Annotated in this window: 22 protein-coding genes and 1 pseudogene; 12 read left to right on the plus strand and 11 right to left on the minus strand. The window is 62.0% G+C overall.

Annotation, left to right across the window (positions count from 1 at the left end):
* The first annotated feature begins 73 nt into the window (after positions 1-73).
* Genes IEV88_RS00800 through IEV88_RS00810 form a run of 3 tightly spaced genes read left to right on the plus strand, consistent with a single transcriptional unit; the run spans position 74 to position 2,593 of the window.
* Positions 74-640, plus strand: coding sequence for a DUF1285 domain-containing protein (locus IEV88_RS00800; RefSeq protein ID WP_188159402.1), 567 nt, complete (start codon positions 74-76; stop codon positions 638-640).
* Position 641: 1 nt separating this feature from the next.
* Positions 642-1,310 carry a CoA pyrophosphatase gene (locus tag IEV88_RS00805; protein ID WP_188159403.1) on the plus strand — a complete coding sequence of 223 codons (669 nt, stop codon included), beginning with the start codon at positions 642-644 and terminating at the stop codon, positions 1,308-1,310.
* 2 nt (positions 1,311-1,312) lie between these two features.
* Entirely contained in the window at positions 1,313-2,593 is a 1,281-nt protein-coding gene (locus IEV88_RS00810; protein WP_188159404.1) for a CCA tRNA nucleotidyltransferase, read from the plus strand.
* On the opposite strand, the gene IEV88_RS00815 is transcribed toward IEV88_RS00810, so the two are convergent.
* Entirely contained in the window at positions 2,590-3,588 is a 999-nt protein-coding gene (locus IEV88_RS00815; protein ID WP_188159405.1) for a glycosyltransferase family 2 protein, read from the minus strand. The genes IEV88_RS00810 and IEV88_RS00815 overlap by 4 nt on opposite strands.
* A 186-nt stretch (positions 3,589-3,774) precedes the next feature.
* Here IEV88_RS00815 and IEV88_RS00820 point away from each other — a divergent pair, with 186 nt between their 5' ends.
* Entirely contained in the window at positions 3,775-5,517 is a 1,743-nt protein-coding gene (locus IEV88_RS00820; protein WP_229731385.1) for a long-chain-fatty-acid--CoA ligase, read from the plus strand.
* Here the strand turns inward: IEV88_RS00820 and IEV88_RS00825 are convergent.
* Both IEV88_RS00825 and IEV88_RS00830 read right to left on the minus strand, forming a co-directional pair.
* A complete protein-coding gene (locus IEV88_RS00825; RefSeq protein ID WP_188159407.1) occupies positions 5,471-7,678 on the minus strand; it encodes an AsmA family protein in 2,208 nt (735 codons plus the stop codon). The two genes, IEV88_RS00820 and IEV88_RS00825, sit on opposite strands and share 47 nt — an antisense overlap.
* A 109-nt stretch (positions 7,679-7,787) precedes the next feature.
* The gene (locus IEV88_RS00830) at positions 7,788-7,982 is read right to left on the minus strand and encodes a DUF6324 family protein (RefSeq protein ID WP_188159408.1); all 195 of its coding nucleotides are present in this window, start codon (positions 7,980-7,982) and stop codon (positions 7,788-7,790) included.
* A gap of 216 nt (positions 7,983-8,198) precedes the next feature.
* Between IEV88_RS00830 and recA the strand changes: the two genes are divergently transcribed.
* The 5 genes from recA to IEV88_RS15295 all read left to right on the plus strand — a co-directional run bounded on the left by recA (position 8,199) and on the right by IEV88_RS15295 (position 14,076).
* Positions 8,199-9,284, plus strand: a complete 1,086-nt coding sequence (gene recA / locus IEV88_RS00835) for a recombinase RecA (RefSeq protein WP_188159409.1) — start codon at positions 8,199-8,201, stop codon at positions 9,282-9,284.
* 290 nt (positions 9,285-9,574) lie between these two features.
* Complete coding sequence (gene alaS / locus IEV88_RS00840; protein ID WP_188159410.1) at positions 9,575-12,232, plus strand: alanine--tRNA ligase; 2,658 nt, start codon at positions 9,575-9,577, stop codon at positions 12,230-12,232.
* Positions 12,233-12,313: 81 nt separating this feature from the next.
* A complete protein-coding gene (locus IEV88_RS00845) occupies positions 12,314-13,120 on the plus strand; it encodes an SDR family oxidoreductase (RefSeq protein ID WP_188481180.1) in 807 nt (268 codons plus the stop codon).
* A 93-nt stretch (positions 13,121-13,213) separates the two neighbouring features.
* A complete protein-coding gene (locus tag IEV88_RS00850; RefSeq protein WP_188159412.1) occupies positions 13,214-13,792 on the plus strand; it encodes a hypothetical protein in 579 nt (192 codons plus the stop codon).
* 44 nt (positions 13,793-13,836) lie between these two features.
* Positions 13,837-14,076 (plus strand): SDR family oxidoreductase, encoded by a 240-nt coding sequence (locus IEV88_RS15295; RefSeq protein WP_373291166.1) that lies wholly within the window; start codon positions 13,837-13,839, stop codon positions 14,074-14,076.
* 455 nt (positions 14,077-14,531) lie between these two features.
* Here the strand turns inward: IEV88_RS15295 and sseA are convergent, their stop codons facing one another.
* Together sseA and purB are read right to left on the minus strand one after the other, a co-directional pair.
* A complete protein-coding gene (sseA, locus tag IEV88_RS00860; protein ID WP_188159414.1) occupies positions 14,532-15,386 on the minus strand; it encodes a 3-mercaptopyruvate sulfurtransferase in 855 nt (284 codons plus the stop codon).
* A 4-nt stretch (positions 15,387-15,390) separates the two neighbouring features.
* A complete protein-coding gene (gene purB, locus IEV88_RS00865) occupies positions 15,391-16,692 on the minus strand; it encodes an adenylosuccinate lyase (protein WP_188159415.1) in 1,302 nt (433 codons plus the stop codon).
* A 273-nt stretch (positions 16,693-16,965) separates the two neighbouring features.
* On the opposite strand from purB, the gene IEV88_RS00870 reads away from it, so the two are divergent.
* The gene (locus tag IEV88_RS00870; protein WP_373291167.1) at positions 16,966-17,286 is read left to right on the plus strand and encodes a YMGG-like glycine zipper-containing protein; all 321 of its coding nucleotides are present in this window, start codon (positions 16,966-16,968) and stop codon (positions 17,284-17,286) included.
* Positions 17,287-17,354: 68 nt separating this feature from the next.
* On the opposite strand, the gene IEV88_RS00875 is transcribed toward IEV88_RS00870, so the two are convergent.
* The 3 genes from IEV88_RS00875 to IEV88_RS00885 all read right to left on the minus strand — a co-directional run bounded on the left by IEV88_RS00875 (position 17,355) and on the right by IEV88_RS00885 (position 19,606).
* Positions 17,355-18,983, minus strand: coding sequence for a chloride channel protein (locus IEV88_RS00875; protein ID WP_188159417.1), 1,629 nt, complete (start codon positions 18,981-18,983; stop codon positions 17,355-17,357).
* Positions 18,984-19,059: 76 nt separating this feature from the next.
* Entirely contained in the window at positions 19,060-19,317 is a 258-nt protein-coding gene (locus tag IEV88_RS00880) for a ribbon-helix-helix domain-containing protein (RefSeq protein ID WP_188159418.1), read from the minus strand.
* Positions 19,318-19,387: 70 nt separating this feature from the next.
* The gene (locus IEV88_RS00885) at positions 19,388-19,606 is read right to left on the minus strand and encodes a hypothetical protein (protein ID WP_188159419.1); all 219 of its coding nucleotides are present in this window, start codon (positions 19,604-19,606) and stop codon (positions 19,388-19,390) included.
* Positions 19,607-19,864: 258 nt separating this feature from the next.
* On the opposite strand from IEV88_RS00885, the gene IEV88_RS00890 reads away from it, so the two are divergent.
* Positions 19,865-21,634 (plus strand): response regulator, encoded by a 1,770-nt coding sequence (locus tag IEV88_RS00890; RefSeq protein WP_188159420.1) that lies wholly within the window; start codon positions 19,865-19,867, stop codon positions 21,632-21,634.
* A gap of 38 nt (positions 21,635-21,672) precedes the next feature.
* Positions 21,673-22,539 (plus strand): annotated as a pseudogene (locus IEV88_RS15190) (substrate-binding domain-containing protein); the annotation flags it as partial.
* 117 nt (positions 22,540-22,656) lie between these two features.
* On the opposite strand, the gene radC reads toward IEV88_RS15190, so the two are convergent.
* The 3 genes from radC to sfsA form a co-directional block, all read right to left on the minus strand.
* Positions 22,657-23,382: a RadC family protein gene (gene radC / locus IEV88_RS00895; protein WP_188159421.1), complete on the minus strand. Its 726-nt coding sequence runs from the start codon at positions 23,380-23,382 to the stop codon at positions 22,657-22,659.
* A 4-nt stretch (positions 23,383-23,386) separates the two neighbouring features.
* A complete protein-coding gene (map, locus tag IEV88_RS00900) occupies positions 23,387-24,238 on the minus strand; it encodes a type I methionyl aminopeptidase (RefSeq protein WP_188159422.1) in 852 nt (283 codons plus the stop codon).
* A gap of 77 nt (positions 24,239-24,315) precedes the next feature.
* Positions 24,316-25,038, minus strand: coding sequence for a DNA/RNA nuclease SfsA (gene sfsA, locus IEV88_RS00905; RefSeq protein ID WP_188159423.1), 723 nt, complete (start codon positions 25,036-25,038; stop codon positions 24,316-24,318).
* Positions 25,039-25,117: the final 79 nt, after the last annotated feature.

Here is a 25,117-nt window from a genome sequence, read left to right on the forward strand (position 1 = left end):
GTCTGCTGACGAAATCGACCAATCGACCGGGGCCGGGATGGACAAAACCATTTCCGGCCCCAGTTCTATTGGTATGACCGATTTATTCGCACTGGCTGCCTCGATGGCCGACCTGCAGGGTGACCGCCCGTTGCCGCCGGTCGAGACATGGAACCCGGACCATTGCGGCGAGATCGACATCACGATCCGCCGTGACGGCATCTGGGTGCATGAAGGCTCGCCCATCGGCCGCACCAAACTGGTCCGGCTGTTCTCCACCGTGCTAAAGCGCGAGGGCGATGACTATTTCCTCGTCACGCCAGTGGAGAAGCTTCAGCTGACGGTCGAGGATGTCCCCTTCCTCGCCGTCGGCATGGAGGTCGATGGCGACGGCGAGGGGCAGACCCTCCGTTTCCGGACCAATGTCGGCGACGAAGTCATTGCCGGGCCGGACCATCCGATCACCTTTCGCCGGGATCCGCGCGAGCGGGCCGATGACGGCGCGCTGGTGCCCTATGTCGAGGTGCGTGCCGGGTTGAAGGCACGGCTGACACGCACCCTCTATTATGATTTTGTCACGCTCCTGCGCGGCGATCCGCCTTCCCTGCGCAGCGCGGGTGCTGTATTCCCCTATGAGGAAATCGATTCCCGGAAGCCCTGACATGACGCTCACACCCATCTCGCCCCAGTGGCAGGCACCCGCGCCCCGGTCCGGCCGCTGGCGCACGCAGCTGGCTGCCGGCATGGCGGAGGAAGTGGCGCGCGAAGACCGCAAGCTGTTCCAGGAGCTCAACCCCCATCTCGACTTCCCGCCGATCCTCAGGGAAAAGCCGGCGACATTGCGCGATGCCGCCGTGCTGATCCCGATCATCGACCGGCCGGAGGCGCCGACAGTGCTGTTCACCCTGCGCTCGTCCGACCTGCCTTCCCATGCCGGGCAGATATCCTTTCCCGGCGGCCGGGTCGAGGCGGCGGACGAGAACATGGTCGCCACCGCCCTGCGCGAGACCCATGAGGAAGTCGGGATCCCGCCGCACCGGGTCGAGGTCGTCGGCGAAATGGGCATCCATTTCGGCGGGCAGGGTTATGCCGTAACCCCGGTTGTCGGCATCATTCATCCGTCCACGTCGTTCATGCCGTCGCCTTATGAAGTCCATGACCTGTTCGAAGTGCCGCTCGCCCACCTCGCCGATGAGGCGAACCACATCATCGAACGGCGCAGCTTCGGCGGCGTCGACTATTCCATGTTCGCCGTGCCCTATCAGGACTGGCATATCTGGGGGCTGACCGCCGGCATCGTCCACACGCTGATGCGGGTGATGAAAGCCTGACCGTGTCGCTCCCGTCGCTCATATCCCTGCCTGACAAGGCCGCCGGTGCCTTTGCCTGGGTCGCGCATCCGCCCCTGCAAGCCATCCTGAAAGCGCTCGACGCTGCGGGCGGGGCGCCGATGTTCGTCGGCGGCTGCGTGCGCGACAGCCTGTATGGCGTGCCGCCGGATTTCGACGATCCCGACGCCCGCAACGACATCGACATCGCCACGGTGCTGACGCCCGGCGAGACGGTGAAGGCGCTGCAGGCGGCAGGCATGAAGGCCGTGCCGACCGGGATCGAGCATGGCACGGTGACGGCGATGAACCAGGGCATGGTCGCCGAGATCACCACGCTGCGGGCCGACATCGCGACCGATGGCCGCCACGCGCAGGTCGCCTTCACCGCCGACTGGGACCAGGACTGGCGCCGCCGTGACTTCACCATTAACGCGCTCTATCTGACGCCTGATCTGCAGCTTTATGACCCGGCCGGCGGCCTCGATGCGCTGGAGCGCAAATCGGTGTGCTTCATCGGCGAGGCGGAAGAACGCATCCGCGAGGACTATCTCCGTATCCTGCGCTTTTACCGGTTCTCTGCGCGTTACGCCGACGATCTGGACGGGACCGGTTCTGCCGCCTGCCGCAGCCTGCGCGAAGGGCTCGACAGCATTTCGAAGGAACGCATCGGCCAGGAGATGATGAAGATCCTTTCCGGCCCGCGGCGCGGTTTCATCCTGCCGGCGATGGAGGCCGATGGTATTCTCGAGCGGGTCTGGCCGCATCCGGCAGATATCAATGTCGTCGCCGGGCTTGCGGAAATGCCCGAAGCGGTCGCCGCCGAGGTGATGCTGGCGGGCCTGTGGCCGTCAGCTGATCCGGGCGGCATCGGGGCGGCGCTGCGGCTGTCCAATGCCAGCAATACGCGCCGCCGCGACGCGCTCGAGGCCGCATCGGCGCTTACCGATATGGCCCCGGACGAGCGCCGGGCCCGGGTGCTTGTCTATCATTTCGGCGATCGCGCCTTTCGCGACGGGGCATTGCTGGCCATGGCGCGCTTCGGCGAGGCGGCCGAGGCCGACTATGACAGCTGGCAGGCGGCGCTGGCCCTGGCCGACAACTGGCATGTGCCGGATTTTCCGATCACCGCCCGGCAGCTGATCGATCAGGGGCTGGAGCCGGGGCCCGATCTCGGGGCGGCGTTGAAGCAGGCCGAGGCGCTGTGGATCGAGCGCGATTTTCCCGTCGATGACATGTCGCTCGCGACGATCAGGGCCGAGGCTGTTCAGCAGGCGGACGATTAATCCTCATCTGCCGGCAGGGACCGCATATCGGGTGCACGGGTCAGCAGCTTGCCGAGCGAGAATGTCATCATCCCCGCCATCGCCCGCCACGACATGATGCGGTTTTCCTGCAGATCACGGCGTGCCGCCCAGGCATCCCCTGCCTTGAAGAACCCGTCGATCATGCCGCGCCAATAGGCACCGGCAACGCCCAGCGGCACGGCCCGGGCAAGGAAGAACACATTCGCCAGCACGTGGACCGGGAACATCAGCCAGATCAGCGGCGCAGGCATGCAGCGGATGAAGGTCCAGATCCGGTTGCGCGTCCCGTGATAGACGGTAAAGGCGCTGCGCCGCCCGGTAATGCCAGACCCCTCATGCAGGATCGTTGCGTCATGCACGAGCACGGCGCGTTCATCCATCAGCCGCGCGCGGAAGCCGAAATCCACGTCCTCGTTGTAACAGAAAAAGCTTTCCTCGAATCCGCCGAGGTTCCGGAACAGATCGGCGTGGTACAGGCACGCTGCGGCGCAGGGCGCGAAGATTTCCTCGTCCTGCATCGGGATCAGCGCCGTACTCGCGCCATAGCCGCCGCGCCAGGCAATACCGCTGGCGTGATAGACATCGCCAAGGCCGTCGAGCCGGTCGCGATCGGCCATGTCGATCTGAACCGAGCCGAACAGTTTCACCCCCGGATGGCGCTGCGTCGCCTCGATCAGCCGCCCGAGCCAGTCGGGCCGCACCATGGTGTCGGGGTTGAGCAGGGCGAGCCACGTGCCCGTGGCCGCCTGCGCCGCCCGGTTCATGCCGCCGGCAAAGCCGAGATTGCTGCCCGCCTCGACCACTATCGCATTGTCCGGCAGGCTCTGGGCCGCGACCGAGCCGTCATCCGAGCCATTGTCGAGCAGGATGATCTCGAAGTCGCTGAAACTCTGGGATGACAGGGCTGCGAGGCAGCGCGACAGTCTTTGCACGCCGGTATTGTAGCTGACGATCAGCACCGAAACCGCGGGCACCGTGGCGGTGCCTCCCGCGGTGCGATCAACAGTCTGTGATGATGGGTAAGGCTCTGACATCACTCCGGTTTCGGTTCGATCACACTGTGCATAACGGTTGCAGGGACCCTTTGTCTGCGACAGACTAGGCCCTGAAACAAGCCAAAAAGACGACCCATAGGAAGGAAGACCCACATGCAAGGCCTGATGATGGACACCCCCCTGTTGATTTCGGGGATTTTGAAGCATGCCGTGCGCACCTTCGCCGACCAGGAGATCGTGACCAGCCTCGTCGAGGGCGGCAAGCACCGCTATACCTACAAACAGGCCGAGGAGCGCATCTGCCAGCTCGCCCACGCGCTGCAGAAAATGGGCGTCAGGACCGGCGACCGGATCGGCGTGATCGGCTGGAACACGCACCGCCAGCTCGAGCTGTATTATGCGATCAGCTCGATCGGCGCGGTCTGCCACACGATCAATCCGCGACTCGGACCGGAAAATGCCGGTTTCGTCATCAACCATGCCGGCGACCGGTTCATGTTCTACGACATCACCTTTGCGCCGCTGGTCGAGGCGCTCAGCCCGCATCTGAAAACGGTCGAGAACTATGTGGTGATGACCGACAAGGCCCATGCGCCGGAGTCGAAGCTGAACCCGCAAACCTATGAAGAGCTGATCGCCGGCGAGGAGAAGACCTTCGACTGGCCTCTGTTCGACGAGAACACGGCAAGCGGAATGTGCTACACCTCCGGCACGACGGGCCAGCCCAAGGGCGTGCTCTATTCCCATCGCTCGACGGTGATCCAGACCTTCGTCACCTCGCTCGCGACCTCCTTCGGCGCAGACCATACCGACACGATCCTGCCGGTCGTGCCGATGTTCCATGTCAACGCCTGGAACGTGCCGTACTCGGCGCTGATGGGCGGGGCGAAGCTGGTGCTGCCGGGGCCGGGCATGGATGGCGAGAGCCTGCACACGCTGATCGAGGAGGAGGGGGTGACCTATTCCCTCGGTGTACCGACGATCTGGCTCGGCCTGCTCGGCTATATCAACGGCGCGGGCAAGACCTTCAGCACCATGAAATACACTCTTGTCGGCGGCGCCGCCCTGTCGGAGAAGATCGTCAAGGGCTACGAGGCCCACGGCGTGCGCGTGCGCCAGGGCTGGGGCATGACGGAAATGTCGCCGACCGGCACGGTCAATTTCGAGGAAAAGGGCTTCTATGACCAGCCCCAGGAAGAGCGCATCCCGAAACAGCTCAAACAGGGCAAGGCGCTGCCCTTTGTCGAGATGCGGCTGGTCTCCGAAGACGGCAGGATCCTGCCCCATGATGGCGAGACATCGGGCCATCTGCAGGTGCGCGGGCCCTCGATCCTGTCTGCCTATTACAAGTATGACGGCGATACGCTGACCGCCGATGGCTGGTTCGACACCGGCGACGTTGCCGTCATCGATCCGGAAGGCATGATGTCGATTACCGACCGGGCCAAGGATGTGATCAAGTCCGGCGGCGAGTGGATCTCCACCATCGATATCGAGAATGCGGCGCTGTCGCATCCGCAGGTCGTCAACGCCGCCGTCATCGGCATCGCCCATCCGAAATGGGACGAGCGCCCGCTGCTGATCTGCCAGCCGGCGCCGGACACCAATCCGGATGCGGAGGAAGTGCGTCAGTTCGTCTGCAAGCTGGTGCCGAAGATCTCCTGCCCCGACGCGGTGGAATTCGTGAAGGAAATCCCCATCGGCGCGACCGGCAAGGTGCTGAAGACCAAGCTGCGCGAGATGTTCAGGGACTACGTGCTGCCGGAATTGCGCGAAGGCGGCTCAGCCCCTGCGCAAACCTCCAGCTCCAATGATGCAACGGAGCTGGAGATGACGCGCACGGCCAATACCAGGCCGGGCTCTACTCGTCCTCAGTCTGGTCCGTTTTCTTTCTTCCGCCGAAAATAGCATCGAGGGCGCGCTCTTTCAGCTGGTCCTCGACTGATTTTTCCTCTTCCTCGTCCTCTTCTTCAGGGGCGAGGTTTGCCTCTTCATCGGTACCGTCTTCGGCGATGCCTTCCTCGCCTTCGGCGGGGGCGGTGCCGGGCCGGGTCAGGCCAAGGGCCTTTTCCAGCTCCGAGCGGGCGCGGTTCTGCAGCGCGTCCTGGACGCTTTCGCCGTTACCGACGTCGACGCCGTTCTTGTTGAGCAGGTTCTTGATCCGGCCCGAGGCGACTTCCTGCAGCAGCACCTGCGTATTGAACCCGACCGTCGGCTCGTTGAACGTACCGCCGATCATCAGGGGCAGGTTCAGTTGCCGCCCGGTCTCGTCCTCGAGGCTCTGGAACACGGTCGGGATGAAGGCCATGTCGATCGTCTGTGTCGGCAGGTTTACCGTGCCGTCGCCGGAGATCATGTAGAGCGGTCCGCGCAGCAGGATGTTCTGGGAACTGACGACCCCGCTGGAGATCGAGAAAGGCGATTGCAGCTGGTTGAACTGCGTCTCCGAGCTTTGCCCGCGGGCTTCGGAAACAGCCGTGACCAGCACTTGCGGGTTGAAGCTGAACTGGCCGTCCTCCGCCGACAGGCCGGAGATGAGCGTCGACGCCGTCTGAATGATCTTGCCCAGATCGATGCCTTCCATCGCGCCCTCGTCGAGGGCAATTGTGCCCTGACCGTTCAGGGCATTGATCATCGCCGCCACATTGTTGCCGCCGGTCGACAGGTTTGCCTGGACACCGCCGATACCTGTCAGCCGGTTGAGGCCAAGCACGTCCTCGGCGAAGCTCTGGGCGTTCAGGCCTTTCAGGTCGAGCACGCTTTCGACCCGCGGCGTGTTACCCGCGGCGTTGACCATGACCGATGCGCTGCCGCCGCCATCATAGAGGTTGACCTCGTTCAGATTGGCATTGAGCACGCCATTATTGATGCGCAGGCCCAGCTGGCTGCGGCCGAATTTCATCGTCGGCAGGGTGATCCCCTCCGTCGTCGCCGTGATGTCGGCATTGACGGCATTGAGCGCCGAGAAGTCGATCGGCGTTGTCGGCCAGGCCGGGAAGCCGGCATTCTTGTCTTCGCGGTTCGCCTTCTGCGCTTCCGTTTCCGGTGGCAGGTAAGGGGTCAGGTCCATTTGCGACAGGGCAATGTCGCCGGTCACTGTCGGCTTGGCGCCGCCCCACGCAAAGGCGAGATCGCCATTGCCGGTGATCTGATCAAAGGTGATGTCGGCGCCGGTAAAGGACAGGCGCTCATCCGTACCCGCCATATCGCCGCTCAGTTTCAGCCGGTCGAAGCCCTGGTCGACATCGATCCCCATGCCCAGCGTCGCCAGCAGGCTTTTCAGCGACGGCGCATCGATGTCGAGCTGGCCATCATAGGACAGCGCGCCGCCGGCGAGATTGATATCGGCATCGACGACATTGTCCTCGACGGAGAAGTCGAGGCCGATCACCGTCGCGGCGTTGTTCATCAGGCTGCGCGGCGTGGTGATGGTGGCATCCAGCGTTGCCGGACGGCCCTGGAAGGTCATCGTGCCATCGGCCGACAATGTCTCGTCGAGGGAGGCGAGTTCGATCTCGATATCGGCGTCGCGCGCCTCGAAGGTCTGGTCGCTGGCCCGGTCGCGATAGACGATCACGCCATCGATGATACGCACATCACCAAGGCGGATATCCTTGAGCGGGCCATCGCCGCCCTCGCTTGTCCCGGCCTCGGCCTCGGCCTGTCCGGCGGCGGTATCGTCCGCGCCGAGCGCCCAGTTGACCTCGCCATCGGCGCGGCGCTCGAGATAGATTTCCGGTTCGGTCAGCACGAAGCGGTCGATCTCGACATTGCCGGAGAACAGCGGAAACAGCTTCACGCCGATATCGGCACTGCCGACGGAGACGAACTGCGCGTCGGTCATGCCCTCGGCATTGGCGATGATCAGAGTGTTGACGGTGAAGGCCGGGTTGGGGAACAGCGCCGCCTTCGGCACGTCGCCGATCGTGACCGCGCGGCCCAGCATGGCGCTCGCTTCACGCTCCAGCCTGTCCTTGTAGGCCGAGGCCGGGATGAACATCGGTGCGACCAGCAGGCCGATGACGATGAGAGCGATAAGGGCACCGAGCCCGGCGAGAATCTTGCGCATTGTCTGTTCCTCTCAAATCCGCCCGACATCTCTGTCTAGGGCGCAACTGTGCCGCTATTGTGACAGCAAACGCGCTGCGCCTGAAACGGTATCTGCAACACGGTCTAAACTAGCCCTTGCGGCCGGCATGACGCGCCTGTTCCGCCGCAGCCATGATCTCTTCGGCAATCTCGATGGCGTCGGCCGGCTCGAAATCCATCGGCAGGTCGACACTGCCGGACGATATATAGAGCCGGACCATGCCCTGATCCGTCGCGCCGATCTGCAGGTCGGCCGCTTCATCGCTTTGCTTGTTGATACCCATCGTCGATTTCCTTTCTTGTCTGCCGCGTATTTAGCATCCCGGCGCAAGAATCATAGTACCCGTATTGATATCGTCCAACGGCCTAAAACAAAAATAGAACAAATTCCAAAAAGCAAATATTTTCAGGGCATTAACCCTATTGCGCAATGAGAACAAAACTGGTACAATCAGAAACAGTTTGAGCGATAACACAAGTCATGAGAGAAGAGGCGGCATATGGCAAAAAGTAATTTCAAGGTGGTTGAAGGCGGGGAAATGGACAAGAAAAAGGCGCTCGAGGCGGCCCTGTCGCAGATCGACAAGGCATTCGGCAAGGGCTCGGTCATGCGGCTGGGCGAGAAGGACAAGATCGTCGAGATCGAATCGATTTCGACCGGCTCCCTCGGCCTTGACATCGCGCTTGGTATTGGCGGCCTGCCCAAGGGCCGGGTCATTGAAATCTATGGGCCGGAAAGCTCGGGCAAGACGACCCTGGCGCTCCATGTCGCCGCCGAGACGCAGAAAAAGGGCGGTGTTGCCGCCTTCATCGATGCCGAGCACGCGCTTGACCCGATCTATGCCCGCAAGCTGGGCGTCAGACTCGAGGACCTCCTGATCTCGCAGCCCGACACGGGCGAGCAGGCGCTGGAGATCGCCGACACGCTGGTGCGTTCCGGCGCGGTCGATGTCCTGATCATCGACTCGGTCGCAGCGCTGACCCCGCGCGCCGAGCTGGAAGGCGAGATGGGCGATTCGCTGCCCGGCCTTCAGGCCCGCCTGATGAGCCAGGCGCTGCGCAAGCTGACCGGCTCGATCTCCAAGTCCAATTGCATGGTCATCTTCATCAACCAGATCCGGATGAAGATCGGCGTCATGTTCGGCTCGCCGGAGACGACCACCGGCGGCAACGCGCTCAAATTCTATGCCTCCGTCCGCCTCGATATCCGCCGCATCGGCTCGATCAAGCAGCGCGAGGAATATGTCGGCAACCAGACCCGGGTGAAGGTGGTCAAGAACAAGGTCGCGCCGCCGTTCAAGCAGGTCGAGTTCGACATCATGTTTGGCGAGGGCGTGTCGAAGACCGGCGAACTGGTCGATCTCGGCGTGCTCGCCAATGTCGTGGAAAAATCCGGCTCCTGGTATTCCTACAATTCCGAGCGCATCGGCCAGGGCCGCGAGAACGCCAAGCAGTTCCTGAAAGAGCACCCGGAAATCGCCGACCAGATCGAGCACGCCGTGCGTCAGAATGCCGGCCTGATCGCCGAGGACATGCTGGTGCAGCCCGGCGGTGAGGATGACATGACCATCGAGGCCGAAGCCTGATCCCGTTTCGGACTGAATGATTGGGAAGGCACCGGTCCGGCAGGGCCGGTGCCTTTTTCAGTGCGCAGCGGCCGCTCGTCTCTCTGGCCCGCCGCCCTCCGGCCCGCCGCAAAATCCTCTCGCTGCTGCGCGCGCGCGACGACCCTCACCATGCGCGCTCCGCTGGGGGCGCGAAAAGCGCCGCGGCCTGCCCGGCCAGGCGGCTTCCGCCAGTCCTGAGACCCGGTACCAGGACCCAGCGCCAAGAGAACTATTGCTTGTCGCCCCGCGCCCGATTAAATCAGGTCGCTATGACAAGTGTAAATGACATTCGCTCCGCCTTTCTCGATTTCTACGCCGGTCGCGGCCATGAAAAGGTCCAGTCTGCGCCGCTCGTGCCGCAGAACGACCCGACGCTGATGTTCGTCAATGCCGGCATGGTGCCGTTCAAGAACGTCTTCACCGGCGCGGAACAGCGCGACTATTCGCGCGCGACCTCATCGCAGAAATGCGTGCGCGCCGGGGGCAAGCATAACGACCTCGACAATGTCGGCTACACCGCCCGCCACCACACTTTCTTCGAGATGCTCGGCAATTTCTCCTTTGGCGACTATTTCAAGGAAGAGGCGATCGAGAGCGCGTGGACCCTGGTCACGAAGGAGTTCGGCCTCGATCCGGCAAAGCTGTTCGTCACCATCTACCACACAGATGACGAAGCCGCCGGCCTGTGGAAGAAGATCGCCGGCTTCGGCGATGACAGGATCATCCGTATTGCGACCTCTGACAATTTCTGGTCGATGGGCGATACCGGCCCGTGCGGGCCTTGCTCGGAAATCTTCTACGATCACGGCGCCCATATCCCCGGCGGCCCCCCGGGATCGCCGGACGAGGACGGCGACCGCTTTATCGAGATCTGGAACCTCGTCTTCATGCAGTTCGAGCGCCATGAGGGCGGCAAGCAGACCGACCTGCCCAAGCCCTCCATCGACACCGGCATGGGGCTGGAGCGCATCTCCGCCGTCCTTCAGGGCGTGCATGACAATTACGATATCGACCTGTTCCGTACCCTGATCGAGGCCTCCTCCGACCTGACCGGCAAGCCGGCTGATGGCGAGTTCACCGCCGCGCATCGGGTTGTCGCCGACCATCTGCGCGCCTCCTCCTTCCTCATCGCCGATGGCGTCTCGCCGTCCAATGAAGGTCGCGGCTATGTGCTGCGCCGGATCATGCGCCGCGCCATGCGCTATGCCCACCATCTGGGGGCAAAAGAGCCGCTGCTCGCGCGCCTCGCGCCGGTGCTGCGCCAGGAAATGGGCAATCACTTCCCCGAGCTGCATCGCGCATCGAGCCTGATCGAACAGACGCTGCGTTCGGAGGAAGAGAAATTCCATTCGCTGCTCGATCGCGGCCTGAAGATCCTCGCCGAGGAGACCGCCGGCATGAGCAAGGGCGACAAGCTGCCCGGCGAGACCGCGTTCAAGCTCTATGACACGTTCGGCTTCCCCCTCGACCTGACCCAGGACGCGCTGCGCCGCGAGGGCTTCGGCGTCGACGAGGATGGCTTTGCCAAGGCAATGGACGCCCAGCGCGCCGCCGCCCGGGCCTCCTGGGCCGGGTCCGGCGAGGAAGCCACCGACAAGGTCTGGTTCGATATCCGCGCCGAGGCCGGCCCGACCGAATTCATCGGCTATGTCCACACCGACGCCGAAGGCATCGTCAAGGCGATCGTCAGGGGCGGCGAGATCGTCACGGAAGCCGGCGAGGGCGACGAGGTCGAATTCGTCGTCAACCAGACGCCGTTCTATGCCGAATCCGGCGGCCAGACCGGCGATACCGGCATGGCGTATACGGATAATGGCGCCGAGATCGAGGTGACGAGCCTGCGCAAGCGCGCCGGTGTCCTGCACGGCCATGGCGGCAGGATCGTCAAGGGCAGCCTCGCACAAGGCGAGGCCGTGCGTCTCGTCATCGATACCGAACGCCGCAACGCGATCCGCGCCAACCACTCCGGCACGCACCTGGTCCACCGGGCGTTGCGCAACGTGCTCGGCGACCACGTCACCCAGAAGGGCTCGCTGGTCCTGCCTGACCGGTTCCGCTTCGACTTCTCGCACAATGCGCCGCTGAACGATGACGAGATCGAGCGCATCGAGACGGAAGTCAACCGCGTGATCCGCCAGAACGATGCCGCTGAAACGCGTATCCTGCCCTATGACGACGCGGTCGAGGCCGGCGCCATGGCGCTGTTCGGCGAGAAATATGATGATGACGTCCGTGTGCTGAGCATGGGGCGCGATCTCGAAGACGCCAGGCGCCCCTATTCGATGGAGCTGTGCGGCGGCACCCATGTGTCGCGCACCGGCGATGTCGCGCTGTTCACCATCGTCAATGAAGGCGGCGTCGCCGCCGGTATTCGCCGGATCGAGGCGATGACCGGCGAGGGCGCGCGGCAATATCTGAAAGACGAGGCGCGCAACGCCAGACGCGCCGCAGACGCGCTGAAGACGACGCCGGGCGAACTGGCTGACCGGGCCAGGGCGCTGGCCGATGAGCGCCGCAGGCTGGAGCGGGAAGTCACCGAACTGCGCAAGAAAATCGCGCTCGGTGGCGGCTCTGCCAATGGCGCCGCGCCCTCCGAAGCCGAGGATATCGGCGGTATAAAATTCGTCGGCCGCGTGCTCGACGGCGTGCCGGCGAAGGAACTGCGCGGCATGGTCGATGAAGCCAAGTCGAAACTTGGAGAGGGCGTCGCCGCCTTCATCGCCGTCAATGACGGCAAGGCCGCGATCACCATCGGCGTCACCGAGGAACTGTCGAAGACACTCTCGGCAGTCGAACTCGTGCGCGCCGGCGCCGAAGCCATTGGCGGCAAGGGCGGCGGCGGCAGGCCGGACATGGCCCAGGCCGGCGGCCCCAATGGCGCCGAGGCGGCAAAGGCCATCGACGCGATCCGCGCCGCCATCGGCTGATCCATTCCCCTTGCCTGCAGCCGCGACTGACAAAAACCGTTCAGTCGCCGCGCCATCCGGTTTATGACCAATGGCAGCAAGATGACAGGAAGGGATCAGCACATGGGCCGTCTCGACGGGAAAAAGGCATTCATCACCGGCGCTGCGCAGGGGCTTGGCGCCTGTTTTGCGCGCATGTTCGCCGCAGAGGGCGCGCGCGTCGCCCTGACGGACCTGCAGGGCGACAAGGTCGCGCAGACTGCCGGGGCGATCAACGCGGACTTCCCCGGCGCCGCCGTCGCCTTTGCCCATGACGTGACTGATCACGACCAGTGGACATCAGTGCTGGAACAGGCCAATGAGGCGATGCGCGGCATTTCCGTGCTGGTCAACAATGCCGGCATCGGCACCATGGCCAATATCGAGGCCGAGACCTGGGAAGGCTATCGCAAGGTCATGGATATCGATCTTGATTCGATCTTCATCGGCACCCGGGCGGCGCTGCCCTACCTCAAAAAGAACTCCCCCGCCTCGATCATCAATATCTCCTCCGTCGCCGGACTGATGGCGGACGCGAACCTGCTTTCCTATAATGTCGCCAAGGCCGGCGTCGCGATGATGTCGAAATCCGTCGCGCTCCATTGCGCGAAGGCGGGCTACGGCATCACCTGCAATTCGGTTCACCCGGTCTTCACCCGCACGCCGATCATCGACCCGATCGTGCAGATGGGCGGCGGCGGCGAGGAAGGGGAAGCCAAGCTCTCCCGCGGCATCCCGATGAAACGCCTCGGCGAGCCGGAAGAGGTCGGCCACATGGTGGTCTATCTGGCCAGCGACGAGGCAAAATTCGTCACCGGGTCTGAATTCCGCATCGATGGCGGCATGACGGCCGGGCGGGTGGGGAAGTAAAGACACGGTAGAGGTCACATGCGAATTCTCAGAAAGGCATTATGGGTCCCATTAGTATTTGGGGTTGTTCTCTCAGGGATAGGAATTGCGAATATGGTTGCGAATGGTCTCGGGGTAACGTTTGTCTCGGCGCCTGAAGTAATAATCAATGCGTACCTACAGCTTACAGATTTGCTTTCTTACTATTTGATTGAATTGTGGTTTGACGTAACAATTCCACAGTTGTTGACCGATTTGATCGTGCTTTGGTTGATGTTTTCTTTTTCAAATGTAAGGCTTTTATTTCTGAAAGGAAAAGATCCAATTTACCTGTTCAGGGGATTCTTTGGTAATGACAGCTATAAAAACCCATGGACAAAGATTCTTAAGTATGAATTGCGCAGGGTTCTTGGTCATTGGCTTATAATTGCACCGCTGTTATTCTGTTTGGGTCCATTAGGGACATTGGGGATGATGCGCGGCATGTGGCTTACAAAAGCGGAACATAAAGCGCTTTGGAAAACTGTTCGCTATAGTAAATCACAAGATGATGCTGTGTATTTGTACGAGACAGTTACCTTTCTGGGAACTGCTGTGCGCATGTTTATTGTCATTATTTTAGCGAATCCAGTCGTGGCTATAGGATTATTGTGGTGGAATGCAGCTGAAATTTCGCGTCTAGCTTCTGTGTGACGGCGGTGTTCGGTTTAGCGTTCTTGCCAATCCAGGCGTCCCTCATTCACTCGTTACAACCTCTCCGTCCTTGTGCCCGGCCCATTCCGTTTAGGAGCCATCATAAAGCGTCTGGCGAGGAGGGCGAGACCAAGCTGTCCCGCGGCATCCCGATGAAACGCCTCGGCGAGCCGGAAGAGGTCGGCCATATGGTGGTCTATCTGGCCAGCGACGAGGCAAAATTCGTCACCGGGTCTGAATTCCGCATCGATGGCGGCATGACGGCCGGGCGGGTGGGGAAGTAACGGTCGGCCGCTTTTCGCGGCAGATACTTATCCCCGCCGCCCGAAAGGCAAGTATAAATCTCCCCAGGCCGGGTGAGGACCCGGTGGAGGCGCTGATCGCGAAGTGTGACCTGCACGGAGTATCGGCGTATCAGGTTTCTGCCGGCAGTTGAGGGTGTGTACAGCTTTGCACCGTCCGGCGGAACGGCGTCCCGGGGTAGCCCCCGGGCGGGAGAGCTATGCACTTTGGCCCCGCATCGATCGCCGCCGTGTGTAGCGAGAGCTATGCCAGTCACTATTATTCTAAATGAGGCAATGGCCGCTACACACGGACCCCCTCAAAATTCTCGACACCGCAGCAAAAATTGCCGGTGCGTTGAGTGCTGCCTCTGTTTTGAGTTAGCCGTTTCCAGTGACCGAAAACAAACTAAAACCCAAAAACTGAAGACTAAAAACTGACAACTAAAAACTCTACACTATTCCACCACGATTTCGCTGTCCTTGTGCCCGGCCCATTCCGTCCACGACCCATCATAGAGGGCCCTGTTGTCGTGACCCACGGCGGCAAGCGCCAGAGAGATGATCGCGGCAGTCACGCCGGACCCGCAGGTGGTGATGACCGGCTTGCGGCCTGTCACGCCGGCAGCGGCAAACAGCAGGTCCAGCTTGTTACGCGAGACGAGGGTGCCATTCTCGATCAGGTCACTGGCAGGCAGGCTGACGGCGCCCGGCATATGGCCGGAGGGCAGGCCCTCGCGCGGTTCCGGGTCGCGCCCCTCGAACCGTCCGCGCGGGCGGGCATCGAGGATCAGTGCATCGCCCTTGGTAATCTCGTGGCGCATATCGGCCAGGTCCAGCACATGGCGGGCGTTGAAGACCGGGTGGAAATTCGCAGGCCTTGTCAGCGGGGTCGCATCCGTCACCTCGAACCCTGCCGCCTTCCAGGCCGGCAGGCCGCCGTCGAGGATACGGACCTTTTCTGCCCCCATCACGGTGAAGGTCCACCACACCCGCGCGGCGGAGAACAGGCCGACGCTGTCATAGATGATGACCATGTCATCCTCGCTGATGCCCATTGCGCCGGCGGCATCGGCGAACATTTCCGGCTCCGGCAGCATATGCGGCATGGGCAGGGATGTGTCGGCGACGCGGTCGATATCGAAAAACACCGCCCCCGGAATATGCTCGGCCTTGAACTCCGCCCGGGCGTCGCGCGCCGCGGCGGGCATGTGCCAGGAGCCATCGACGATTTTCACGTCGCGGCGGCCCATATTGGCGGCGAGCCAGTCAGGCGAGACGAAGAGTTCTGGATAGTCGAGGCTTGCGTTCATCTATCTAGCCGAATACGCGCTTGAAGATCACATCGACATTCTTGGTGTGATAGTCGAGGTCGAACAGGGCCTCCAGCTCCTCCACCGGCAGCTTGTCGGTGACGTCCTTGTCGGCTTTCAGATTGTCGAGGAACAGGCCCTCGCCGCGCCAGGCCGGCATGGCATTGCGCTGGACTTGCGCATAGGCGTCCTCGCGGCTCGCGCCTGCCTGGGTCAGGGCCAGCAGCACGCGCTGGGAGAAGATCAGGCCGTTCAGCGAGTTCATGTTGGCGAGCATCCGCTCGGGATAGACGACGAGGTTTTCGATAACGCCGGCAAGGCGGTTGAGCGCGAAATCCAGATGGATCGTCGCATCCGGCCCGATGCCGCGTTCGACGGAAGAATGGGAGATATCCCGCTCATGCCACAGGGCGACGTTTTCCATCGCCGGGACCACGCACATGCGCACCAGCCGGGCAAGGCCGGTCAGGTTCTCGGTCAGCACCGGGTTGCGCTTGTGCGGCATGGCCGACGAGCCTTTCTGGCCCTTGGAGAAATACTCCTCCGCCTCGAGAACCTCCGTGCGCTGAAGATGGCGGATCTCCGTGGCGATGTTCTCGATCGACGACGCGATGAGCCCGAGGGTCGCAAAAAAGGCGGCGTGGCGGTCGCGCGGGATCACCTGCGTCGAGATCGGCTCCGGCTTCAGGCCCAGCTTCTCGGCGACATGTTCCTCGACCGACGGGTCGATATTGGCGAAGGTGCCGACGGCGCCGGATATGGCGCAGACCGCGATTTCCTCGCGCGCGGCCTCGAGGCGCTTTTTCCCGCGCTCCATCTCGGCATAGAAACGCGCCATTTTCAGACCGAAGGTGACAGGCTCGGCATGGATACCGTGGCTGCGCCCGACGCAGACCGTGTCCTTGTGCTCCAGCGCGCGCGTCTTCAGTGCCGCCAGCACCTTGTCCATACCGGCCAGAAGCATGTCGGCGGCGCGGGTCAGCTGCACGGACAGGCAGGTGTCGAGCACATCCGACGAGGTCATGCCCTGGTGCACGAAGCGGGCTTCCGGGCCGACGATTTCAGCAAGGTGCGTCAGGAAGGCGATGACGTCATGCTTGGTCACGCGTTCGATCTCGTCGATTCGCTCGACATCGAACGCGACGTCGCCCGCCTTGTCCCAGATCGTCTTGGCCGCTTGCGCCGGGATGATGCCGAGCTCGGCCATCCTGTCGGCAGCATGGGCCTCAATCTCGAACCAGATCCGGAATTTCGCCTGCGGTTCCCAGAGGGCGGCCATGTCGGGACGGGTATAGCGAGGGATCATGATTGTGGCATTCCTGTTCCTGAAAACGGGTTGGTACGCGCCGGCAGCAGCGAAGGCAAGATCGCAAGTGCCTGTTTCCGGCTCTCTTTCGGGTTTTTCCGATGCTCACGAAAAGCTGATATGCGTGCCTTAATTGCTCCACCATATTGCCACAAGCGAACGGTTACAATGCAAGCTGTGTTTAGAGTTCGCTTTATGCCCTGCGGGGCGGTTCAGAGGAGAAAGAAAATGAATAAATTCAAAGTTTTTGCCGGCATCTCGGCGATTGCCCTGATGGCTGCCGCGTGCACGACCACGGGTAATATCGAGCGTAACACTGCTGGCGGTGCCGCTCTTGGCGCGATTGCCGGCGGTATCATCGGCAACAATGTCGGCGACGGCGATGCCGAAACCGGCGCTGCCATCGGCGCTGTCGTCGGTGGCGCTGCCGGTGCAGCCCGTGGCCGCCAGCAGGACGTCAATTCCGGCGAAGGCACCCGCCTCAAGCAGGATGCCGCCGGTCAGCAACTCTATTACGACCAGTCAGCCGGCCGTTACTACTATTACGGTGCCAATGGCCGGACCTACTGGCAAAATGGCGGTCTGCGCGGCTAACCCCTCCCGCGCATGTCTGTAGCGTAAAAGAGCCCGGCTCGCGTCTCGAGCCGGGCTTTTTCATGCTTTTAGCGGTGGTGCTCGATATTGCTTTCGATCAGCGCCCGGTTATAGACGGCAAGGGCTCGCACCTGCGTGATGTAGCCGATCACCTTCGAGCGGTCGTCGATATCCGTCACCGGCATGCCGTCACGGTCATGGTCGCGCATCCGGGCAAGCGCCTCGCCGAGGGAATGGTCCGGGCGAAGCCGCGCCACGCCTTCTTCCAGCGGGCTAGAATCCTCCGGCATCGACCGCATGACATCGCGGACACGGATCGTCTGCAGGATCATCCCTTGCGGGCCTTCGGACAGATCGTAGCCGCGCTGGCCGAGCTGCCAATGGAACCAGGACGAGCCGAAGAAGGTCTGGGAAATCAGCGTGGCGATCCCGACAGCGATCATCAGCGCAACGGTCATCTGATAGTCGCCGGTCAGCTCGAAGACGATCAGCGTCGTCGAGATCGGTGCGCCGAGAATGGCACCGGAGACGGCCCCCATGCCGACCATCGCATAAAAGGTCGGGTCCGCTGACAGGCCCGGGATGAAGATACCGAGCACCGCCCCGAAGGCAGCGCCGGAAATCGCCCCGAAAAAGATGCCGCCGGAAAACACGCCGGTGCCGAACCGGCAGGACAGGCAGACCGCGGTCGCCCCCAGCTTGACGATAAGGAGGATCGTCAGCATGGCCAGCGTGTAGCTGCCCTGGATCGCTTCGGTCGTGGCTTCATAGCCGACCCCCAGCACTTCCGGATAGAACAGCGCGATCGTGCCCATCAGCATGCCGGCGATAGGCGGCAGCAGGGCCTGCTCGACCTTGAACCGGACGACCTGGCGGCGGACCCAGAGTTGCAGCGACGAGGTGAGCAGGAGAAAGCAGAAGGCGACCAGGCCACAGACGATGCCAAGTGCGGCGGAAAAGGGAATGTCCCACGGGCCGGAGTCGCCATAGAGCGGGATGACGAAGGCGCGCACATCGGTCAGATGGATACGCGCGATGACCGCGGCGGTGATGCTGGACAGGGCGACGGGCCCGAACACGGACAGGGCGTAATTGCCGAGGATTACCTCGAGCGCGAACAGCATGCCGGCGATCGGGGCGTTGAAGCTTGCCGCGACCGCTGCCGCGGCGCCGCAACCGAGCAGCGTGCGGGCGTCCTTTCCCGACAGCCCCCAGCGCTCCGACATGGCGGTCGAAATGGCACCGCCGAGCAGCACGGCAGGCCCTTCACGCCCGGCACTGGCGCCGGAGCCGAGCGCCACGACCGCAGCGGCGGTGTTGACCATCCCGGCACGGAAGGAAACATGACCTGGCGGGCCGGCGCGGGCCTCGATGACTTCGGCGACGCCCTGGAACTTGACCTCGGGCAACCATTTCAGCTGCTTGGCAATATACAGAAGGGCACCGACGGCGACCCCGCCAACCACCGGCACGATCCACGCCCGGGCCGGGTTCAGGTCGCGGATGCCGCTTGCCATGGCGATCCGCCCCTCGCCATAGGAAAGAGCGCTCATCCAGTCGATGGCAAGGGAAAAGCCGATGACGCCATAGCCAACGACGACGCCGATCAGGGCAGAGAGGATCCAGACCTTGTAATTGGCAAGCTGATAGGCCCGTTGGCGCGCGTGGCGCAGCCAGAGCAGGAGCCGGACCCTCATTGTATGCGGTTTCACCATGACACTGCCTCGCTCGTAGCATTATTCGCCGCACAAGACAGCCTGAAGGCGTGGGCAATCAGTCTTTTTCTCGCCCGTTTCTGCCGCTTCCTGATTCGTCACGTGCGGCCATGACATGCTTGAGCACATAGACGCGCAGCGCCGAGGACAGGTTCGCGGGGTCCGCAGCCTTGATGCGGTTGCGGTCGACTTCCGCGATCAGGCGGGCCAGGGGGCGGTTCTGTTTCCGGGCTATGGCGTTGAGCAACTCCCAGAACTCCTTTTCGAGGGAGATCGAGGTGCGGTGGCCGGAGATGGAGACGGAGCGTTTCTTCATGAAAAGCGTCCCAAAAACAAAACGCGCCTGTTACGGCGCGTCCGGCAGGTCGAGTCATTCCGGCTCAGGTTCAGGGTTTCGTCCATTGGTCGAGACCATGCTGGCGGATGCGGGTGGACGCGACATTCATGCCGTCGAGCACGCCGGCAATGTGCGACAGGGCGCCTTCGTCGCAATCCTCGGTGTCGGCACCGAGGGCGGCATAGAGATCTTCCAGGTCGATTTTGTTTTCGATCAGGAATTGCGCCAGCATGATCCGCAGGCGGCTATGGGAGGGTTTTTCGGTCATGGAACAATCCGCTATCGCTGACGCCCGGACACGCGGGCAGAACGTATCTGACACTACGCCGAAAATGGTAAAGACACCGTGAAGGATAAGGCCGCGCGCGCCGATAGGTATCTCATCGAAAAGCGGCGCGCTTAACCATTGGATAAAGGGTTTCGGCTAGTCAGGACCCGGGCGGAGAAAAAGTCATTCTGGTGGGTCATGACACAATTAGCGCTCCGTCTTCGTCAGGCGTTTGATTTTCGATACCGCGCAGGACTTGTGCTTCTTGCCCTGCTGGCGACTCTCACCTTCATGCTGACATTCCGCCTCACCGCCATGGAGGAATCGAGGGCCGAGTATGTCTCCATTGCCGCCAACCAGCGCGCCCTGTCACAACGAATTGCCTTTCTGGCCAATGCCCATGCGGACGCACAGTCCGATGCCGAGAGAGCCCGTCTTGCCGAAAGCATTCTCAGGAATGTGCGTACCATGGAGAGAGCCCATGGTGTTCTGACCGGTGTCGACAAGACTGACGGGCGGACAGAGCGATTCATCACCCCGCTGAAGGATATCTATTTCAGTGGAGCAATGCCCTTTGACCTGCAGGTCATGGGTTTCCTCGACGATGCGCGGATGATCGCAACCGCTGGCGATGCCTCGGCCGTGGATGCAGCTCTCGTGCGCGTAAACGCCGCCGGCACAAACTCGTTGATGCAGACACATGGGCTTATTACACGGGTCATGGAACATGAGGCAAACAAGGCGATCAGCGCTGCCGAGCGCGCGGAACTGGTCCTGTGGATCACCACATTGCTGCTTCTGGTCCTGGAGGGCATTTTCGTGTTCCGTCCGATGAGCCGCCGCATTGCCACATCTGTCGACGCTGTCGAAAAAGCCGAGGCACGCAGCAAGGAGTCGGCCAGAGCCGCAGAGATGGCGAGCGCCGCTCGGACCCGCTTCTTCAGGTCGGCCAGCCATGAATTGCGCACTCCCCTCAACGCGATCCTTGGCATTGCGAGAGTGCTGAAGGAGAAGGGAAAGTCCGGCGCTCATGAAGATGAGCTGCGCCAGCTCGAGAATGCCGGAGAACATCTTTTGCATCTGATCGACAACATGCTCGAAATGAACCGGCTTGGCCGCGACAAGATTGCAGTCAAGGTCAGCAGTGGCAATCTGAAATCCGACATCGACGACATCTGCAGTCTTTATGCGGATCAGCGCGGCGGTGGAAAGGTTAGCCTGGAGACGGATATACCGGCGCAGGCTGACGAGCTGTTCTTTTACGATCGTGATAAAGTGCGTCAGATCATCGGCAATTTGCTGGCCTGCCTGTTTGCGCAAAAGGAACATGGCGCGATCCGGCTCGCTATCGGGATGACCGGTGATGACGGCCGTATGAAAGTCTCTTTCAGCCTTGTTCATGACTGCCTGACGCTTGCGGAACTCGATCTTGTCAATGGGGGCACCGCAGAACACGAGGTGCATCGCCTCGATGCCGACGCGACTTTCACGCTGGCCATCGCGCGCAACATCATCAAGCGTCTCGGCGGGCAACTGGTCATGCTGCCCTGTGCTGACAGCGGGTGCGAGATGCGCTTTACCCTGACATTTGACAGGCCGCTACGGGACGAGAATTCCGGACTTGATGGCCGGACGATCCTGGTCGTCGATGACAATATCCCCAACCAGATGGTGGCTTCCACCTTCCTGAAGGCCGAAGGGGCAGTCATAATTCTCGCGAACAATGGCGAGGAGGCGGTGGAAATGGCTGCCATCCAGTCCTTCGACCTGATCCTCATGGATATTTCCATGCCTGTCATGGACGGCGTCGAGGCAACGCGCCTTATCCGCGAGACCACCGGGCTGAACGCTGAAACGCCGATTGTTGCCCTTACCGCGCATGTTCAGCAGGAAGAGGTCAGCGGCCTCATGCAGAACGGCTTCGCGGATATTCTGCACAAGCCGATTCGCAAGGAAGTTCTGGTGTCCAGTGTCTCGTCATATGTCGTCGACCGTCCGGCGTCGGTAAACAAGGGAGCGATAGCGTGATACATCTTCTTCCAGCAGCCGGCCTGTTCCTGGCAGCGATGCTGTATCCGGACGAACTGGCATTGACGCAGGAAACGATTGTCATCACCGGTTCATCGACCCTTGCACCCTTCTCCCATGAGGTTGCAGAGCGGTTGACGCGCGGCAAGGATGTCGATTTTGTCCTCAACCAGACGGGGACGAGCGGCGGCTTTGAAATCTTCTGCAGCGCGGGTAACGACGTCGACATCGTCAACGCGTCACGGCCTGTGAAACCGGAAGAAGTCGAACGCTGCCGGCAGTTGGGCAGATATCCCCTGATAGAATTTCCGGCCGGCAAGGATGGGATCATCCTTGCCCAGGCGAGCGGAAATCGTGATCTGCCTCTGACCCTGAAGCAAATCTATCTCGCTCTGGCTCAGTACACCCCCATATCGGATCAGGACTGTTCGCTTGAGCCGAATACACGCAAGACGTGGGATGATGTCAGTGACGATCTGCCAAAACGCCCAATCGAGATATTCGGCCCTCCCGACACCTCCGGGACAAGGGATTCGTTCATGGAACTCGTCATGCATGCCGGCGCGATGGAGGTGGAATGCCTCGCAGCAGCCAGGGAGCAGGGCGATGGTTCGCTTCTGGGCGAGGCAATCCGTTTGCGCGAAGATGGGGCCTGGGTCGATGCAGGCGAGAATGATGATGCCGTCGTTGCGGCGCTGGTTCAGGTTACGTCCGCTCTCGGTGTTTTCGGCTACTCACAGGTCCTCAGCCATGGTCACGTCATCAGCGCGGTCACGATAGATGGGATCGCCGTCGGGCCCGAAACGATCGCAGACGGATCATACCCGCTCTCCCGGGGAATGTGGTTTTACATCGACGCAGAGACCTATGCGAGATCGATCATACTGCAGGAATATGCTGCGGAATTCATTTCCGGTGAAGCGCTCGGGCCCGGCGGATATCTGGCGAAAACGGGTCTGGTGCCCTTCGGTAAAGACGCAGCCGAAAACATCCGCTACAGATTTGTTACCGGTGCTGACGATTCAGAGCAGGCCCAGCCCCTTGAAGGAGACATGCTGGCCGCGCCCGATGACAAGGTGGTCGTGGACCCTGATGCCGACAGCCCCGGCGGCCTCGACAATGCGGTTGGTCATGTCGATATCCGGCCGTGACGGCGTCGGATCGCCCGACGGGTGGTTGTGGACGAGGATCATCGATGCCGCGTCCAGCTCGAGCGCCCGCTTGACGACCTCTCGCGGATAGACCGGCGTGTGATTTATCGTGCCGGTCTGCTGCTTTTCGTCCGCAATCAGGATATTCTTGTTGTCGAGAAAGAGGATCCGGAACTGTTCGATCTTCTCATAGGCGGTTGCCGTGCGGCAGTAGGACAGAAGATCCGCCCAGGAGGATAGCACGGTGCGCTGCAGGATGTTGTCCTGCGCAAATTTCACCGCTGCGGCCTGCACGATCTTCATCTCGGTGACGACCGTGTCGGAGACGCCGGTAATTTCCTTCAGCCTTTCGCGCGGGGCGGCGAGCACGTCGGCGAAGGAGCCGAAGCGGGCCAGCAAGGTCTTGGCGAGGGGTTTGACATCCTTGCGCGGGATGGCGCGGAACAGGACCAGCTCCAGCAACTCATAATCCTGCACGCCGTCGACGCCGGCCTTGACGAAGCGGGCGCGCAGGCGCTCGCGGTGGCCGGCGCGGTGATCGTCCGGTTGCTTCTTGCTGGCCGGGTTGACTGGAAAAAGCTCTTCCCCCTCGGCCATGCCGTCAGCCTGCGGAATAGGGCGGTTTGTCGAGGCCTAGGGGCGAGGCGGTGAACACCTCATAGCCATCCTTTGTCACGCCAATGGAATGCTCGAACTGGGCGGTCAGGGACTTGTCGCGGGTCACGGCGGTCCAGCCATCCTTCAGGATCTTCACATCCGGCTTGCCGACATTGATCATCGGCTCGATGGTGAAGAAATTGCCTTCCTTCAGCGGAATAGAAGGCGCCTTGTGGACCTGCAGCATGCGGTCGCGATATTCGCCGTAATGGACCACGTTCGGCGCGTCGTGGAACACCTGGCCGAGGCCATGGCCGCAGAAATCGCGCACCACGGAGAAGCCATCCGCCTCGGCATGGGTCTGGATCGCCTTGCCGATATCATAGAGGGTCGCACCCGGTCGGACCTGCTCGATGCCCTTCCACATCGCCTCGAACGTCACATCAGTCAGGCGCTGGGCGATGACCCTGGGCTCGCCGGCATAAAACATCCGGCTGGTGTCGCCATGCCAGCCATCGACGATCACGGTGACGTCGATATTGGCGATGTCGCCATCCTTGAACAGTTTCGGGCCGGGAATGCCGTGGCACACAACATGGTTCAGCGAGATGCAGGTCGCATGGCGATAACCGCGATAGCCGATCGTCGCCGACAGGGCGTTGTTGTCGAGCACGAATTCCCGCGCGATGCGGTCTATTTCCTCGGTCGAGACGCCGGGCTGCACATGCCCGGCGAGCAGGTCGAGGCACTGGGCGGCAAGGCGGCCGGCCTTGCGCATGCCTTCAAAGCCTTCTTCTCCGTGCTGGCGGATCTCGCCGGTGCGGCGTGGTGTGTCGGTAATCGCAGCGTCTGTCATGCGGCCTATTTAGCGGTTGTGCGGGGGGAGAACAAGCCGGGCGATGGCAAGCGGTGGCATAATGGGCGGGTCCCGCGTTACCTGTTCAGATCGATCTCCATGGCCCGGCGCAGAACGATCTCGCCGGTCGTGACCTCGCAATCCCAGGCGATCAGTTCCACTCCGGCCCTTTGCGCCGCGACCAGCCCGTCGGCATATTTCGGGTCGATATCCCAGGCCGGCGACAGGGTGAAGCAGTCGCTGCGCTGGACGACATAGAACATCACCGCGCGGTTGCCGTCGCGCACGACCTGTTCCAGCTCTTTCAGGTGTTTCAGACCCCGCGCCGTGACGCTGTCCGGGAACTCCGCCAGCGGGGCTTGCGACCGGCGCAGATGAACGTTCTTCACCTCGACATAGCAGGGCTTGCGCCTGGCGCTTTCCAGCAGCAGGTCGATGCGGGAATTCCCGCCATATTTCACCTCGCGACGCAGGCTGTCATAGCCTGCCAGCTCCGGGACGGCGCCCTTCGCAATCGCTTCCTCGGCAATCCTGTTCGGATGGCCGGTATTGATGCCGGTCAGTATCGGCCTGCCATAGTCTGTGATTTCGACCAGTTCCAGCGTGTGGGCCAGCTTGCGCGCCCTGTTCGGGCTGACAGACACCCAACAGCGCGCGCCGGTCGCGGCGACGCCCGTCATTGCGCCGGGATTCGGGCAGTGCACGGTCACGTCCTCGCCCGTTGCAAGGCGCACATCGGCGAGGAAGCGCTTGTATCGCTTGAGCAGCGTGCCTTCGATCAGGGGCGAGGGAAAACGCATCAGGCAATCTGTCCGGTGGCTACTGGGGCGGCAGGGGTGTGGGACGCGCTATCTTTTGTCAAGAAGGTGCAATCTCCTA

The sequence above is a fragment of the Aquisalinus flavus genome, assembly GCF_014640095.1.
Taxonomy (GTDB): Bacteria; Pseudomonadota; Alphaproteobacteria; order Caulobacterales; family Parvularculaceae; genus Aquisalinus; species Aquisalinus flavus.

Bases quoted from the DNA above. Each gene is read 5' to 3' on its own strand.
- IEV88_RS00800 (WP_188159402.1), top strand. From the start codon at position 74: ATGACCGATTTATTCGCACTGGCTGCCTCGATGGCCGACCTGCAGGGT.
- IEV88_RS00805 (WP_188159403.1), top strand. From the start codon at position 642: ATGACGCTCACACCCATCTCGCCCCAGTGGCAGGCACCCGCGCCCCGG.
- IEV88_RS00820 (WP_229731385.1), top strand. From the start codon at position 3,775: ATGATGGACACCCCCCTGTTGATTTCGGGGATTTTGAAGCATGCCGTG.
- IEV88_RS00825 (WP_188159407.1), bottom strand. From the start codon at position 7,678: ATGCGCAAGATTCTCGCCGGGCTCGGTGCCCTTATCGCTCTCATCGTC.
- IEV88_RS00830 (WP_188159408.1), bottom strand. From the start codon at position 7,982: ATGGGTATCAACAAGCAAAGCGATGAAGCGGCCGACCTGCAGATCGGC.
- recA (WP_188159409.1), top strand. From the start codon at position 8,199: ATGGCAAAAAGTAATTTCAAGGTGGTTGAAGGCGGGGAAATGGACAAG.
- alaS (WP_188159410.1), top strand. From the start codon at position 9,575: ATGACAAGTGTAAATGACATTCGCTCCGCCTTTCTCGATTTCTACGCC.
- IEV88_RS00845 (WP_188481180.1), top strand. From the start codon at position 12,314: ATGACAGGAAGGGATCAGCACATGGGCCGTCTCGACGGGAAAAAGGCA.
- IEV88_RS00850 (WP_188159412.1), top strand. From the start codon at position 13,214: ATGGTTGCGAATGGTCTCGGGGTAACGTTTGTCTCGGCGCCTGAAGTA.
- sseA (WP_188159414.1), bottom strand. From the start codon at position 15,386: ATGAACGCAAGCCTCGACTATCCAGAACTCTTCGTCTCGCCTGACTGG.
- purB (WP_188159415.1), bottom strand. From the start codon at position 16,692: ATGATCCCTCGCTATACCCGTCCCGACATGGCCGCCCTCTGGGAACCG.
- IEV88_RS00870 (WP_373291167.1), top strand. From the start codon at position 16,966: ATGGCTGCCGCGTGCACGACCACGGGTAATATCGAGCGTAACACTGCT.
- IEV88_RS00875 (WP_188159417.1), bottom strand. From the start codon at position 18,983: ATGAGGGTCCGGCTCCTGCTCTGGCTGCGCCACGCGCGCCAACGGGCC.
- IEV88_RS00880 (WP_188159418.1), bottom strand. From the start codon at position 19,317: ATGAAGAAACGCTCCGTCTCCATCTCCGGCCACCGCACCTCGATCTCC.
- IEV88_RS00885 (WP_188159419.1), bottom strand. From the start codon at position 19,606: ATGACCGAAAAACCCTCCCATAGCCGCCTGCGGATCATGCTGGCGCAA.
- radC (WP_188159421.1), bottom strand. From the start codon at position 23,382: ATGGCCGAGGGGGAAGAGCTTTTTCCAGTCAACCCGGCCAGCAAGAAG.
- map (WP_188159422.1), bottom strand. From the start codon at position 24,238: ATGACAGACGCTGCGATTACCGACACACCACGCCGCACCGGCGAGATC.
- sfsA (WP_188159423.1), bottom strand. From the start codon at position 25,038: ATGCGTTTTCCCTCGCCCCTGATCGAAGGCACGCTGCTCAAGCGATAC.